The sequence below is a fragment of the Mesorhizobium sp. B3-1-9 genome (assembly GCF_006439595.1).
In the GTDB taxonomy this organism is placed as follows: Bacteria; Pseudomonadota; Alphaproteobacteria; order Rhizobiales; family Rhizobiaceae; genus Mesorhizobium.
Genome location: NZ_VFTJ01000008.1, coordinates 245,901 through 260,450, shown reverse-complemented (window position 1 = coordinate 260,450; position 14,550 = coordinate 245,901). Strand labels below are relative to the sequence as shown.

Here is a 14,550-nt window from a genome sequence, read left to right as displayed (position 1 = left end):
AGGAACAGGAGCGAGCCGTCGCAGGCGACGGTGCGGAGCAACGATGGGGAAAGCTAAGGCTTTAGAGCCTGGCCCCAAACCTATTCAGCTCGCAGGCAGGGCATAGGCGATGACTTCGTCGCCGACTTTCGTCTCCATGAAATGATGCCCGCCGGGCGCGATGACGATGTATTGCCTGCCATCGACCTCATAGGTCATCGGCGTCGTCTGGCCGCCGGCAGGAAGGTCGGCGTGCCATACTTCCTTGCCCGTCTTGATGTCGATGGCGCGCAGCTTGTTGTCGGTGGTCGCGGCGATGAAGATCAGGCCGCCCGCCGTGACCAAAGGACCGCCATTGTTCGGCGTTCCAATGGTCAGCGGCAGCATGGAAGGAAGGCCGAAGGGCCCGTTGTTGTCGGCGCTGCCGAGCGGCTCGTCCCACAGCGTCCTGCCGGTCTTGAGATCGATCGCGCGGATATGACCATAGGGCGGCTTCGAGCACAGCAGGCCCGTTGGCAAGCGCCAGCCGGCATTGACGGCAATGGCGTATGGCGATCCGGCCTGCGGATCGCCGATGTCCTTCACCTTTTTCGGGCTGCCGCCCTTGTCTATCGGCTTGAAGCCCATCTGGTCGGCCTTTTCGCGCGGGATCAACTGATTGTAGTTCGGCATGTCGTTGTAATTGGCGATCAGCACCCCGCTGTCGGTGTCGACGGCGATGCTGCCCCAGTCCGAGCCGCCATTGTAGCCGGGATATTCGATGAAGGGCCGGTCGACCGTCGGCGGCGTGTACTCGCCCTGATAGGAGGCGCGATGGAACTGGATGCGGCAGTAGAGCTGGTCCAGCGGGCTCATGCCCCACATGTCCTTTTCGGTCAGCGCCGGTTGGTCGAGATGCGCGTAGCCTGAATAGGGCTGCGTCTTGGAGAGCTTGTCCGGTTCGACGCCGCCCGAGGGCACATTACGCTCCTCGACCGGGAAGAGCGGCTTGCCGGTCTTGCGGTCGAGCACGTAGATCTGGCCCTGCTTGCTGGGCACGATGATGGCGGCGATCTTGCCGGTCACGGTCGGGAAATCGACGAGCGTCGGCTGTGAGCCGAGGTCGTAGTCCCAAAGATCGTGGTGCACCGTCTGGAAATGCCAGGCCGGCTTGCCCGTGGTGACATCGACGGCGACGATCGATGAGTTGAACTGGTTCTCGAAATCCTTGCGATCGACACCATAGTAGTCGACGGCGGCATTGCCGAGCGGCAGATAGACATAGCCGAGTTGCGGATCGGCGGCCGCGACGGTCCACATGTTCGGGGTGCCACGCGTGTAGGTGTCGCCGGCAGGCGGCGCGCCCGTCCGATCGGGATGGCCCATGTCCCATGCCCAGGCGAGCTTGCCGGTGGTGGCGTCATAGCCGCGGACGACGCCCGAAGGCGCGTTCTCGGCCTGGCCATCCTTGACCTGCGCACCGACGACCGCGATGCCGCGCACGATGGTTGGCGGCGCGGTAACAGAATACCAACCGGGTACCGTCTCGCCGATGCCTTGCGTGAGGTCGACGACGCCCTGCTGGCCGAAGTCCGTGCAGGGTTTGCCGGTCTTGGCATCGATGGCGATCAGGCGCGCGTCCAGTGTTCCGACGAGAATCCTTGTCGCGCAGGCTTGATCCGCCTTGGCGCCCGGCACGGCGAAATAGGCAACACCGCGACAGCTCGCGCCATAGGGTATGGCGTCGTCGGGGACCTTCGGGTCGTAACGCCATTCTTCCTTGCCGCTGCGGGCATCGGCGGAAATGATGATGTCCTTGGCCGAGCAGGCATAGAGATGGCCGCCGATCTCGAGCGGCGTGTTTTCGGGCGAGTAGAGGTCCTTGGTCGCTTCGTTCGGCATGTCGCCGGTGTGGAAGGACCAGGCGCGGGTGAGCTTGGAAACATTGGCCGCGGTGATCTGGTTCAGCGGCGAATAGCGCGTCCCCAGTTCCGATCCGCCATAGACCGGCCAGTCATTGCCGGCCTGATGGGTCGCGGTGTCCTGCGAGGCCGGCGTTCCGTTCGGCGCGGGCTGCGCGGCAGGCGCCGGCGGTTGCGCCGGTGACTGCGCCAAGGCATCGATGTGCAGGAAGGTGAACGCGCCCAGCGCAATGACCGGCAGCAGCAGGCTTGTCACATAGGCGGCGTTCCTGCTGCCTCGGCTGCCGATGTCGCGGAAGGCTGGAACGGCAAGCAGGACGAAGATGAGGATGATCGTGGGAGCCAAGACGCGCGGCATCAGCGCCCAGCCGTCGAGACCGACCTCCCAATAGGCCCAGGCAAGCGTTGCGAGCCATGTCAGGACGTAAAGCCAGACACCGGCCATATTTCCTGCGAGCAGCAGAATGCCCGCGAGCAGCAATGCGATGCCGGCGGGCAGATAATACCAGGAGCCGCCGAGCGCGACGAGCCAGGCGCCACCGCAGCCGATCAGCAGGCCGAGAACGACCAATAGGATGCCGACCAGCCCTCTCCACCAGTAGGCGACACCGCGATGGCGCAGAGGACGATGGGGGTTGTTTGCAGCGGCGTCGGTCATGGCATTTTCCAGCGTGAAACAGATCGTGATATCTGGCGAACGCATGCAGCCGGCTGTGGTTGCGGATTAAATTCGGGATCCGCCGTCGCTGCCGGTCACCATTCTGTGATCCTTTTGCGGCTTCGGAACCTTCGTGGCGAAAGCACCGTTAGGTGTCGTCAACTCTGAGTTTGCCTTCAGCAGAATCGGCGAGGGGATGCCGCAGATCTTCTCGAAAAACGCCAATGGCGTTGCGCGCTTTGTCATCTGGGGAAGTTGTGCAGTTCTGCTGATCGCCGCAGCGATCGGGACAATCCTTCCCCGTTCGGACCTGGTAACGGGAGTAGGTGAGCCATTGGCGCAGCCGGTGCCGTTCAGTCACAAGCACCATGTCGGCCAGCTCGGCATCGACTGCCGCTATTGCCACAACGGTGTCGAGACCTCGTCTTCGGCGGGTCTGCCGGCGACCGAAGTCTGCATGACCTGTCATTCGCAGCTTTTCACCAACGCCGAGATGTTGGCGCCCGTGCGCGCAAGCCTGGCCAGCGGCAAGCCGATCGAATGGCAGCGCGTCAACAGCGTACCCGACTTTGTGTTCTTCAATCACGCCATACACGTCAACAAGGGCGTCGCCTGCGAGACCTGCCATGGCGAGGTCGACCAGATGCCGCTGACCAGGCGAGCGCATACGCTGAGCATGGAATGGTGCCTCGGCTGTCATCGCAATCCCGGACCCAATCTGCGTCCGCCACGGGACGTGTTCCTGATGCACTGGCAGCCACCTGAGGACATCGCCGAGATCAGGCGACAGCTTATCGGCATGCTCGACATCCATCCCGAGACGATGACGGATTGCTATGTCTGCCATCGCTGAAGGAAAGGCGCAGCCCGCTATCGACATCGCAGCGTTGCGCCGACGGCTGACGAGCGGCCGCGACATGTGGCGCAGCCTCGACGAGATTGCCGGCACCGTGGAATTCCGGCGCTTCGTCGAAGCCGAATTTCCGGCAATCGCGGAGCGCCTGCCGGCCAGGCCGAACCGGCGCACGCTGCTGAAGCTGATGGGCGCTTCGCTGTCGCTTGCCGGGCTGGCCGCCTGCAGCAGGGCGGAAGGCATCGTGCCTTATGTGCGCCAGCCGGAAATGCTGATCCCCGGCAAGCCGGCCTATTACGCGACAACATTGTCGAGCGACGGCTTCGGCATCGGCGCCATCGTCGAGAGCCATGAAGGGCGGCCGACCAAGGTGGAGGGCAATCCGGATCATCCGGCGTCGCGCGGCGCAACCGACGCGGTGATGCAAGCGGCGGTGCTGACGCTGTTCGACCCTGATCGCTCGCGCACCCCGCTCAAGGATGGACAGCCGGCATCCTATGGCGATTTCCTCAAGGACATGGCGGCACTCGTCTCGCGCTGGACGGCCTCACAAGGACAGGGCGGAGCCCTGCTGGTTGAAGCGACTACCTCGCCGACTCTTGCGGCGCAGTTGGATGCGCTGCGGGCACGCTATCCGAAACTGAAAATCCATCGTCACGACCCGTTGGCGATATCTGCGGCGGCGGAGGCGTCACATGCACTGTTCGGATCGGCGCTGACGCCGGTCTACCGCTTCGATCGTGCCGAAACGATCGTCAGTCTCGACGCCGATTTCCTGGGCGAGGGGCCGGGGCGGCTCGCCTATGCGCGCGACTTCGCCGCGCGGCGACGCGTGCGCAGCCCGAACGACGGGATGAGCCGGCTTTATGCGGTGGAATCGACGCCGACGATCACCGGCGCGGCGGCCGATCATAAGATAGCGATACGGCCGAGTGAGGTCGAAGCCGTGGCTGCCGGGCTTCATGCCACGCTGGAAGGCCAAGCCGGGGCGCCCGTAGCGCCAATCGACCAGACTCCGATCGACGCGCCATGGATGAATGCGCTGGTCGATGATCTGAAGGCAGCCGGCCGCAACGCACTGGTCGTGCCGGGTGCGCATCAGAGCGTGTTCGTTCACACTGCCGCGTTTGCCGCCAATGCGAGGCTTGGCGCGCTCGGCAATACGATGGAGTTTATCGCGGCGCCGGATGCGCTGCAGGTCGATGGCGATCTGGAGGCGATGTGCGAAGCGATTGGCCACGGGGCGATCGACGCGGTCATCGTGCTCGTCGCAAATCCGCTGCACACCGCGCCGGCAGGCCTCGATGTGCGCAAAGCCTTTTCCGGCCTGAAGCTGCTTGTCCATCAGGGGCTCTATCGCGACGAGACGGCATTCCTGGCGCATTGGCATGTGCCTGCGGCGCATGAACTCGAGAGCTGGAGCGACATCCGAGCCTATGACGGCACGGCCTCGCTGGTGCAGCCGCTGATCAGGCCGCTTTACGATGGCAAGACCGGGCATGAGCTGCTCGCCGTGCTTGGCGGCCAATTCCAGACTGATCCGCTGTCGCTTGTCCGGCAGCATTGGGCAGAGCTCGATGATGACACGTGGAGAAAGGCTCTGCGCGACGGTGTTATAGCGAACAGTGCCGCCAGGCCGGCATCCGTTACAGTGCCGCCGGATCTGGCGGGACTGAAGACGGCGGCAAACGCGGGCAATGGCATCGAGGTCCGCTTCGTCGCTGATCCGTGGCTGCGTGACGGCCGCTTTGCCAATGCGTCGTGGCTGCAGGAGCTGCCGCGACCGCTGACCAAGATCGTGTGGGGCAATGCTGCGCTCATATCGCCCGCCACTGCCGAGCGACTGAAAATCGAAAACGGCGATGTCATCAATGTCGCCTCAAATGGCGCGGACGTCGATGGACCGGCCTGGATCGCGCCCGGCCATCCGGACGAAACGATAACGCTTTCCTTTGGCTTCGGGCGAAAGGTCGGTTCCGTTGCCGCGCTGTCGGAAGGCTACGACGCCTTCCATTTGCGCCGTGGTTCGGAATGGTTCGCGACCGGCGCGGCGATCGCACCCCGCAAGAACAGCATGCGCGTCATCACCACGCAGCAACACCAGGCGATGGAAGGTCGCGCCATCGTGCGCCACGCCTCGCTCGACGCATTCCGGCAGAACCCGGATTTCGTCCGCAAGGATGTGCCGCCGGCGCCGACGGAATCGCTCTATCCCGATTGGCGTTACGACCAGGAAGCCTGGGCGATGGCGATCGATCTTTCGGCCTGCATCGGGTGCATGGCCTGCGTCTCGGCCTGCCAGGCAGAGAACAACATCGCGCCGGTCGGGCCGGAGGAATGCGAGCGCGGCCACGAGATGCACTGGCTGCGAGTCGATCGCTACTATGCCGGTCCGCTCGACGCGCCCGAGACCTTTTTCCAGCCGGTGCCGTGCATGCATTGCGAAAAGGCGCCCTGCGAAGTGGTGTGCCCGGTCAACGCCACCGTGCATACGCATGATGGGCTGAATGCGCAGGTCTACAACCGCTGCATCGGCACGCGCTATTGCTCGCAGAACTGCCCCTACAAGGTGCGGCGCTTCAACTTCCTCGACCACCAGTCGTTCGACAAGGACGAAGCTGGGCCGGAGCAGGGCGTGCACAATCCGAACGTCAGCGTGCGCTCGCGCGGCGTGATGGAGAAATGCACCTACTGCATCCAGCGCATCAGCGCCAAGCGCATCCAGGCGCAGATCGAAAATCGCGACATCGCCGATGGCGAAGTGGTCACCGCCTGCCAACAGGCCTGCCCAACCCAGGCCATCACCTTCGGTGATCGCAACAGGAAAGACGCAAAGGTCGTTCGGGAGAAAAGCGCGCCGCAGAACTACGCGCTGCTGGAGGAGCTGAACACACGGCCGCGCACCTCCTATCTCGGCAAAATCTCCAATCCGAACGGCAGGCTTGCCAGACCAAGCGAGGCGACCGATGGCTGAAGCCGGCGCGAACAGCTCGGCTGTCCTGCGCGGCCGTCACGACTTTCCCGAGATCAGTGGGCGCATCGGCTCGATCGTGCTCAACGGCCGCCTGCCGCGTCATTTCTGGACGGCGTTCTTCCTTTGCTTCCTGCTCGTCCTGCTGCTGCTCTATTCGATCACTTACCTGATCGCCGTCGGTGTCGGCGCCTATGGTATCGACATTCCGGTGGCCTGGGGCACGATGATCTCCAACTTCGTCTGGTGGATCGGCATCGGCCATGCCGGCACGCTGATCTCGGCGGTGCTCCTGCTGCTGCGCCAACCATGGCGCGCCTCGATCAACCGCTTCGCCGAAGCCATGACGCTGTTTGCCGTCGCCATGGCCGGCTTGTTCCCGATCCTGCATCTCGGCCGGCCGTGGTTCTTCTACTGGCTGCTGCCGCTGCCCAATGTGCATATGCACTGGCCGCAATGGCGCAGCCCGCTCGTCTGGGATTTCGCGGCGATCGCGACCTATGCGACCGTCTCGCTGCTCTTCTGGTATATGGGTCTGCTGCCGGATCTGGCGGTGCTGCGCGACCGCGCGAGAGCAAGGCCGGCGCAGCTCTTCTACGGCATATTGGCGCTTGGCTGGCGCGGCTCGGCCTATCATTGGTCGCGCTATCAGGTCGTCTATTTCCTGCTAGCCGCCCTGGCCACGCCGCTGGTCGTTTCGGTCCACTCGATCGTCTCGCTCGACTTCACCTTCGCCATCACGCCCGGCTACCACTCGACGATCTTCCCGCCCTATTTCGTCGCCGGCGCGCTGCTCTCAGGCTTCGCCATGGTGCTCACCATTGCCATTCCGCTGCGTTGGGCTTTTTCGGTCGAGGACCTGATCACGGTCAGGCATATGGACAATGCCGCCAAGCTGATGATCGCCGCCGGCATGGTCGTCGCCTATGGCTATGTCTCCGAAGCATTCTTCGCCTGGTATTCGGGCGAGCCCTACGAACGCGCCATGATGGCGCAGCGCGCGCTAGGTCCCTATGCGCCGCTGTTCTGGACGATGCTCGGCCTGAACTGTGGCGTGCTGCAGTTGCTGTGGTTCAGACGCATCCGCCGCAACATGCCGCTGCTGTTCGCGATCGCCATTGCCATCAACATCGGCATGTGGATCGAACGCTACATCATCGTCGTGACGGGGCCGAGCCGCGACTACCTGCCGTCTGCCTGGGGCGAGCAGTCGCTGACCTGGCTCGACTTCGGCATCCTCTTCGGCTCGATCGGCACCTTTTTCGCGCTGGTCTTCCTGTTCATCCGCATCCTGCCGGCGATCACCATCTTCGAGGTCGAGGAACTGGCTGAGGAGGAGGGCAAGCTCAGATGAGCCTCTACGGTCTCGTGGCTGCGTTTGCCGCACCCGAAGCGCTTGTCGAGGCAGCCCGCGGCATGCGCGAGCGCGGCTACCGGCGCATGGATGCGTTCTCGCCGTTTCCGCTGAAGGAATTGGATGAGATACTGGAAATTCGCGCCACGCGCCTGCCTTGGGCCGTGCTCGCCGGCGGCATTGCCGGTGCCGCTCTTGTCTATGCGCTGATCTGGTACTCCGTCGAGATCGACTATCCCATCAATGTCGGCGGCCGGCCGCTGCATTCCTGGCCGCCTTTCGTCGTCATCGCCTTCGAGGCCGGCATTCTCGGCGCAGCCTTCGCAGGCTTTCTGGGTGTGCTCGCGGCCAACGGCCTGCCCCGCTACCATCATCCGGTCTTCAACGCCGAGAGCTTCAGCTATGCCCGCGGCGGCAAGTTCTATCTGCTGATCGAAGCGGCCGACCCGAAATACCGCAAGGGCGTGACCCGGGGCCAGCTGACGCGGCTCGGTGCCGAGACGGTCGAGGAGGTCGAAGCGTGAGCCGTCTCGGCCTAACGCTTCTGCTCGGTGCGCTGGCGGTCGCCGGCTGCCGGCAGGACATGGAGGACCAGCCGCGCTACGATCCGCTGGAGGCGAGCAACCAATTCGCCGACGGCATGTCGGCACGCACGCCGGTCACGGGCACTGTCACACGCGACGCCGATCTTTCGCCTGTCCCGGACAAAATCCCCTATCCGATCACGACCGAGCTGCTACAGCGCGGCCAGCAGCGTTTCGACATATTCTGTTCGCCCTGCCACGGCCGCACCGGCGACGGCCACGGCATGATCGTCCAGCGCGGCTTTCCGGCGCCGCCAAGCTACCATCAGGATGCGCTGCGCAAGGCCTCGGACCGCCACTTCTACGACGTCATCACCAACGGCTACGGCGCGATGTACTCTTATGTGGCGCGCGTGCCGCCGCAGGACCGCTGGGCGATCGTCGCCTATATCCGCGCGCTGCAATATTCGCGCGCCGCTCCAGTCGCCGAACTTCCGCAAAGCCTGCGCGCGCGGCTTGAAGCGGAGGCATCGCCATGAGCCGCCTCGAGCAGGGTTTTGTGGCGGTCGGCATCGCGGGACTGGTCCTGTGCGTTCTTGGCGCATCGCTTGATGCCAAAGCGATGCTGGGCGCCTGGGTCGCGGCAGCTATCTTCGCGATCAGCCTGCCGCTCGGCGCGCTGACCATATTGATGGTGCACGGGCTGACCGGCGGACGCTGGGGCGAGGCGGTCCGCCAGCCTTTGCGGGTCATGATCGCGATGCTGCCATTTGCGCTCATCTTGCTCCTGCCGGTGCTGATGAGACTCGACCTTATCTTCCCATGGGCCGGCGCGGATTCCGCGACGCTTTCTGAGAAGGTTCGAGAGAAGCTCACTTATCTCAACGTGCCGTTCTTCCTGCTGCGCTTCGCTGTCTGCGCGGCGATCTGGCTCGTTCTCACATGGGTGGTGCTCGGCTCGACTTCAGAGGATTCCGAGAAAGCTGGCAATGGGAGGAAATATGCTCTTGGCCTGATCCTCCACGCGCTTGCCGTCAGCGTCTTTGCCATCGACTGGATGCTTTCGATCGAGCCGGAATTCACCTCGACCATCTACGCGCTTTGTGAGGCCTCCGCCGAAGTCGTCGGAGCTTTCGCCCTGGCGATCCTTGTGCTGGCCGCAAGACGGGCAGTGGAGGTCATACCCGGTGGCGAGGAAGATGTCGCGCTCAGCGAGGACCTTGCCAACATGCAGCTGGGCTTCCTGCTGACCTGGATCTACCTCGTCTTCATGCAGTGGGTTGTCGTCTGGGGCGGCGACCTGCCCGACGAGATCGGGTGGTACATCATTCGCGCGACGGGGGGCTGGCGGTATCTGCTGTGGCTGCTGATTGCCTTGCAGGCGGCTGCGTTCACAGGCTCGCTCAGCCGACGGCTCAAGCGCAGCCATGACGGCCTGGTCTGGCTGGCGGGGGCAGCGCTTGCAGGCCATTTCGCCGATGTGTTCTGGCGTATAAGGCCACCGCTCTTTTCCGGCGGTCTGCTAGCGCTCTGGCATGATGCGGTCGCCTGGATGGGACTGGGTGGGCTGTGGCTTGCGCTGTTCCTCTGCCTGCTCCGCCGGCCAGACAGGATCGTCTGGTGGAGGCCGGAGGTCGCCCATGGCTAAGGCGCACCGCCATCCCGAGACGCGCGATGTCCAGCCGCGGGTACTGCTCGCTTTCGGTGGCGGGCTGCTGCTGTTCATCGCTTTGGCCGCGATCGGCATGAAGCTCGCCTTCAACACCACGCCGACATGGCTGCCGGTTCCGACGGAAACCAGTCCGGAAAGCCCCGATCTGCAGACCGCGCCAAGGCAGGACATGGCAAGTCTTCGCGCCGAGGAGGATCGCCAGCTCAAAATGCTTGGCTGGGTCGACCGCAATGCCGGCATCGCCCGTATTCCGATCGACGACGCCATGTGGGCAATTGTCAGCAACGGTTTGCCGGATTGGTCGCAGCAACGATCCGCGACCACTGGAGCCGATGACTGCGCCCTGGTCACGGCGGCCGTTCCCCGCGCTCCGCAGGCCCAGAATTGCCGACAGCAAAGCGGGGCAGGGCGATGAGAAGCTTGTTAGCCGCCCTTTGTCTGTTCGTTGCCGGCGCGGCCCCTGCCGCCGAGCGACCGACATTCGATCCAAAGCTCGGCGCACAGTTGACGCTGGACCGCGAACTGATCGACGCCAGCGGCCGGAAGCTGACGCTGGGCGAAACTCTGGGCGGCCATCCGGCGCTTGTCATCTTCGGCTACGACAGATGCCCGAACCTGTGCGGCGTCACCCAGCAGGCCGTTGCCTCCGACCTGAACAAGACATCGCTTCGGCCAGCAGACTACCGCGCGCTGTTCATCTCGATCGATCCCGAGGAGACCCCGGCCGACGCGGCCACGGCGCAAGATGACATCGCTTCCGCCGCCGGTCCGGCAGGCCTGCCCGCCTGGCGTTTCCTGACCAGCAGCGATGGCGCAGGCGCAGCGCTTGCCAGCGAGGCAGGCATCACCTTCGACCGGCGCAAAGGCATCGATCAGTTCGTCCATCCGATCGCGGTTATAGCACTTACGCCGTCTGGCCGGATTTCACAGGTGCTGCCGGCGCTGACCTTCACGCCGCGCGATCTCAAGCTCGCGCTGGTCGAAGCGTCGGAGAACAGGCTCGGATCGATCGCCGATCACGTCTTCCTGCTCTGCGCCGGCTTCGACAGTTCGAAAGGCCAGTACACGCCGGCGATCTGGGCGGCGCTGAAAGTGGCCAGCCTGGCAACGCTGCTTGGCCTCGGCGCAACCGTGCTCTGGCAGAGCTGGGGGAGGACCAGGTGAGCTTCGGCATTCCCTTCTTCCCCCAGGAGGCTTCCTCGGAAGCAGGCCAGGTCGATGTGCTGTTTTACACTTTGCTTGCTTTTTCCGTCGTTCTCGGACTGGCGCTGACCGGACTGGTCGTCGGCTACGCGGTGAAATACCGCGTCGGCTCAAAGGCGGATCGAACAGGCAAGCGTTCCCGCAGCCTGCCGCTGGAAATGAGCTGGACGATCGCCAGCCTGATCGTCGCTTTCATCTTCTTCGGCTGGGGCGCGACGTTATTCGTTCGCCGCGACCATCCGCCGGCGGACGCGCTCGAGATCACCGGACTCGGCAAGCAATGGATGTGGGAGTTCAGGCAGCCAGGCGGCCAGCGCGAGATCAACGAATTGCATGTTCCCGTCGACAAACCTGTCGTGGTGTCGCTCGCCTCACAGGACGTCATCCACTCCTTCTACGTGCCGGCGTTCCGTATCAAGCAGGATGCGGTGCCGGGCCGCACGACGCATATCTGGTTCATCGCCACCGAGCCAGGCCGCTACCACCTGTTCTGCGCCCAATATTGCGGCACGCAGCATTCCGAAATGGGCGGCTGGGTGACCGTGATGGCGCCCGAGCAATATGCCGCGTGGCTGAACAGCCAGGGCGAAGGCGAGACGCTTGCCGCGAGCGGCGAGAAACTGTTTCGCGCGCTGGGCTGCTCGGGCTGCCATGGCGCGAGCAGCAAGGTGCGGGCGCCGTCGCTTGACGGCATCTTCGGCCGGCCGGTGGCGCTCGACAACCAGCAGACGGTGATCGCCGACGAGCGTTATCTGCGCGACTCCATCCTCAATCCGAAGAAGGAAATCGCGGCGGGCTATGAACCGGTCATGCCGAGCTTCGACGGCCTGATCGACGAAGGCGAACTGCAGATGCTGCTCGCTTATCTGAAGTCGCTTTCGCCGCAACCAACGGCTGGAGCCAAGCCATGACCAACGTGGCGATGCAGGGCACGTATTTGGGGGAGGGGAGCGGGCCTCGCGCTTGGCTGCTGACCACCGACCACAAGCGCGTTGCATGGCTCTACCTGATCTCGCTGACTGCCTTCTTCTTCCTCGGCGGCGCCATGGCGGTGCTGATGCGCATCGAGCTTGCGACACCGGCCGGCGACCTCGTCTCCGACGATGTTTACAACCGGCTGTTCTCGCTGCATGGCATCATCATGGTCTGGTTCTTCCTGGTGCCGTCGATCCCGGCGACATTGGGCAATTTCCTTTTGCCGCTGATGATCGGCGCGCGCGACCTCGCGTTCCCGCGGCTGAACCTCGCCAGCTGGTATGTCTTCATCTTCGGCAGCTTGTTCGCGCTGTTTGCGGTGGTGGCCGGCGGCGTCGACACCGGCTGGACGTTCTACACGCCGCTGTCGACGCTCTATGCCAATGGCTGGGTCTCGACCGCGGCCTTCGGCGTCTTCATCGTCGGCTTCTCGACGATCATGACCGGCATCAACTTCATCGTCAGCGTGCACACGCTGCGCGCGCCGGGGCTCACCTGGTTTCGCCTGCCGATCTTCGTCTGGACGCTTTACGCCACCAGCCTGGTGATGGTGCTGGCGACCCCGGTGCTCGCCGCCTCGCTGATCCTGATCGTGCTGGAGCGCGTGTTCGGCATCGGCATCTTCAATCCCGATCTCGGCGGCGATCCGCTGCTCTTCCAGCATCTCTTCTGGTTCTACTCACACCCGGCGGTCTACATCATGATCCTGCCAGGCATGGGCGTGGTGTCGGAGGTGCTGCCCTGTTTCAGCCGCCGGCCGCTATTCGGTTACAAGGCCGTGGCGATGTCGTCGATGGCGATCGCCGTCTTCGGCTTCCTGGTCTGGGGCCACCACATGTTCGTCAGCGGGCAATCTTCCTATGCCGGCGTGGTATTCTCGTTCCTGTCCTTCTGCGTCGCGATCCCGTCGGCGATCAAGGTCTTCAACTGGAGCCTGACGCTGCGCAAGGGCGAGATCAGCTTCGAGACGCCGATGCTTTACGCGCTGTTCTTCCTTGCGCTGTTCACCTTCGGCGGGCTGGCGGGGCTATTCCTAGCGTCGCTCGCGGTCGACGTGCATGTCCACGACACCTACTTCGTCATCGCGCATTTCCACTACATCATGGTCGGCGGAATGGTGACCGCCTATATGGCCGGCCTGCATTTCTGGTGGCCGAAGTTGACCGGCCGGATGTATTCGGAAACGGCGGGGCGGATCGCGGCGACCGTCACCTTCGTCGGCTTCAACCTGACCTTCTTCCCGCAATATGTGCTGGGCTTCGACGGCATGCCCCGGCGCTATCATACCTATCCGCCGGAGTTCCAGTTCTGGAACGTGCTGTCCTCGGCTGGCGCGGTGGTGCTGGCGATCGGCTATTTGATGCCGTTGTTCTATCTCGGCTGGTCGCTGTTTCGCGGCGCTCGCGCGACCGACAATCCGTGGAACGCCACCGGGCTCGAATGGCAGACAGGCTCGCCGCCGCCGCCGCATAATTTCGAGACGATGCCGGTTGTGACCCGACCGGCCTATGCCTACGACATGAAGGGGCTTGAGCACGAACGCTTCAGTCCGCATCTGGAGGCAGGCGGATGAGCGGGACCGAGAGCGTCGCCTTCGACACCCCCCAGCGCGAACGGCGCGCCGACAATTTTGCCATGTGGGTGTTCATCGGCTCCGAGGCGATGCTGTTCGGCGCCATCTTCCTGGTGTTTCTTGTCGCGCATATCGATTTCGGTCCGGCTTTCGCCGCGGCGTCGAAACACCTTTCGCTGCCGCTCGGCACCCTCAACACCGCCGTGCTGATCACCAGCAGCTTCACCATGGCGCTGGCCCACATGCTTGCGCTTCACAGACGCTGGCGCGCTACGGTTTGGGCGCTGGCCGCGACATCTGCGCTGGGTATTTGCTTCCTGGCCGTGAAAGGCATCGAATATGGCAAGGAAATCGGGGAAGGCCTGGCGCCGCTCCTTGGCCTGCCGTTTCGCTATGCCGGGCCGGATCCGACCCACGCCGAATTCTTCTTCGGCCTCTATTTCGCGATGACCTCGCTGCACGCGCTGCACCTGATCGGCGGCACCGTCGTCATCGCCGGCATGGTCGCGCTCTGGCGGACCGCCAGCCCTGCCAACCGGCTGCGCCGGGTCGTGGCCGTCGGCCTCTACTGGCACTTCGTCGACATCATCTGGGTGTTCATGTTCCCCGTTCTTTACCTGATCAACCGATGAGCGAACTGCGCAAACTCACCTTCGGCTATCTAGGGCTGCTCGCGCTGCTGGCACTGACGGTCGGCTCGTCCCTTTTCGACCTTGGCGGTTTCAATGTCGCCCTCAACCTGGCGATCGCCGCCGCGAAGGCGGTCCTGATCGCCATGTTGTTCATGCATTTGACAGGCATGTTGCCGCGGCTCGCCGTTGCGGCCGCCGGGCTTTGGCTCGTCATCCTCTTCGGGCTGACGCTGATCGGACGATAAGAGAGCGATA

General features: G+C 63.9%; 13 protein-coding genes. 12 read left to right on the top strand and 1 reads right to left on the bottom strand.

Going from position 1 to position 14,550, the window contains the following annotated elements:
• Positions 1 to 84: 84 nt before the first annotated feature.
• Positions 85 to 2,538, bottom strand: a complete 2,454-nt coding sequence (locus FJW07_RS17335; protein WP_140857771.1) for a membrane-bound PQQ-dependent dehydrogenase, glucose/quinate/shikimate family — start codon at positions 2,536 to 2,538, stop codon at positions 85 to 87.
• Between the two features lie 196 nt (positions 2,539 to 2,734).
• Here FJW07_RS17335 and FJW07_RS17330 point away from each other — a divergent pair, with 196 nt between their 5' ends.
• The 12 genes from FJW07_RS17330 to FJW07_RS17275 are packed head-to-tail and all read left to right on the top strand — an operon-like array spanning position 2,735 to position 14,540.
• Positions 2,735 to 3,391, top strand: coding sequence for a cytochrome c3 family protein (locus FJW07_RS17330; protein ID WP_210239889.1), 657 nt, complete (start codon positions 2,735 to 2,737; stop codon positions 3,389 to 3,391).
• A complete protein-coding gene (locus FJW07_RS17325; RefSeq protein ID WP_140857769.1) occupies positions 3,375 to 6,365 on the top strand; it encodes a TAT-variant-translocated molybdopterin oxidoreductase in 2,991 nt (996 codons plus the stop codon). The genes FJW07_RS17330 and FJW07_RS17325 overlap by 17 nt, the downstream gene beginning before the upstream one ends.
• On the top strand, positions 6,358 to 7,716 hold the full coding sequence (nrfD, locus tag FJW07_RS17320; RefSeq protein WP_140857767.1) for an NrfD/PsrC family molybdoenzyme membrane anchor subunit: 1,359 nt from the start codon (positions 6,358 to 6,360) through the stop codon (positions 7,714 to 7,716). Before FJW07_RS17325 ends, nrfD begins: the two co-directional genes overlap by 8 nt.
• Positions 7,713 to 8,240, top strand: a complete 528-nt coding sequence (locus FJW07_RS17315; protein WP_140857765.1) for a DUF3341 domain-containing protein — start codon at positions 7,713 to 7,715, stop codon at positions 8,238 to 8,240. The genes nrfD and FJW07_RS17315 overlap by 4 nt, the downstream gene beginning before the upstream one ends.
• On the top strand, positions 8,237 to 8,779 hold the full coding sequence (locus FJW07_RS17310) for a cytochrome c (protein WP_140857763.1): 543 nt from the start codon (positions 8,237 to 8,239) through the stop codon (positions 8,777 to 8,779). The genes FJW07_RS17315 and FJW07_RS17310 overlap by 4 nt, the downstream gene beginning before the upstream one ends.
• The gene (locus FJW07_RS17305; RefSeq protein ID WP_140857761.1) at positions 8,776 to 9,888 is read left to right on the top strand and encodes a hypothetical protein; all 1,113 of its coding nucleotides are present in this window, start codon (positions 8,776 to 8,778) and stop codon (positions 9,886 to 9,888) included. Before FJW07_RS17310 ends, FJW07_RS17305 begins: the two co-directional genes overlap by 4 nt.
• Entirely contained in the window at positions 9,881 to 10,327 is a 447-nt protein-coding gene (locus tag FJW07_RS17300; RefSeq protein WP_140857759.1) for a hypothetical protein, read from the top strand. Before FJW07_RS17305 ends, FJW07_RS17300 begins: the two co-directional genes overlap by 8 nt.
• Positions 10,324 to 11,076 (top strand): SCO family protein, encoded by a 753-nt coding sequence (locus FJW07_RS17295; protein ID WP_140857757.1) that lies wholly within the window; start codon positions 10,324 to 10,326, stop codon positions 11,074 to 11,076. Before FJW07_RS17300 ends, FJW07_RS17295 begins: the two co-directional genes overlap by 4 nt.
• Positions 11,073 to 12,026, top strand: a complete 954-nt coding sequence (gene coxB / locus FJW07_RS17290) for a cytochrome c oxidase subunit II (RefSeq protein ID WP_140857755.1) — start codon at positions 11,073 to 11,075, stop codon at positions 12,024 to 12,026. The genes FJW07_RS17295 and coxB overlap by 4 nt, the downstream gene beginning before the upstream one ends.
• On the top strand, positions 12,023 to 13,663 hold the full coding sequence (gene ctaD, locus FJW07_RS17285; RefSeq protein WP_140857753.1) for a cytochrome c oxidase subunit I: 1,641 nt from the start codon (positions 12,023 to 12,025) through the stop codon (positions 13,661 to 13,663). Before coxB ends, ctaD begins: the two co-directional genes overlap by 4 nt.
• A complete protein-coding gene (locus FJW07_RS17280; protein WP_140857751.1) occupies positions 13,660 to 14,295 on the top strand; it encodes a cytochrome c oxidase subunit 3 in 636 nt (211 codons plus the stop codon). Before ctaD ends, FJW07_RS17280 begins: the two co-directional genes overlap by 4 nt.
• Positions 14,292 to 14,540: a cytochrome C oxidase subunit IV family protein gene (locus FJW07_RS17275; protein WP_140640549.1), complete on the top strand. Its 249-nt coding sequence runs from the start codon at positions 14,292 to 14,294 to the stop codon at positions 14,538 to 14,540. The genes FJW07_RS17280 and FJW07_RS17275 overlap by 4 nt, the downstream gene beginning before the upstream one ends.
• The last annotated feature ends 10 nt before the right edge of the window (positions 14,541 to 14,550 follow it).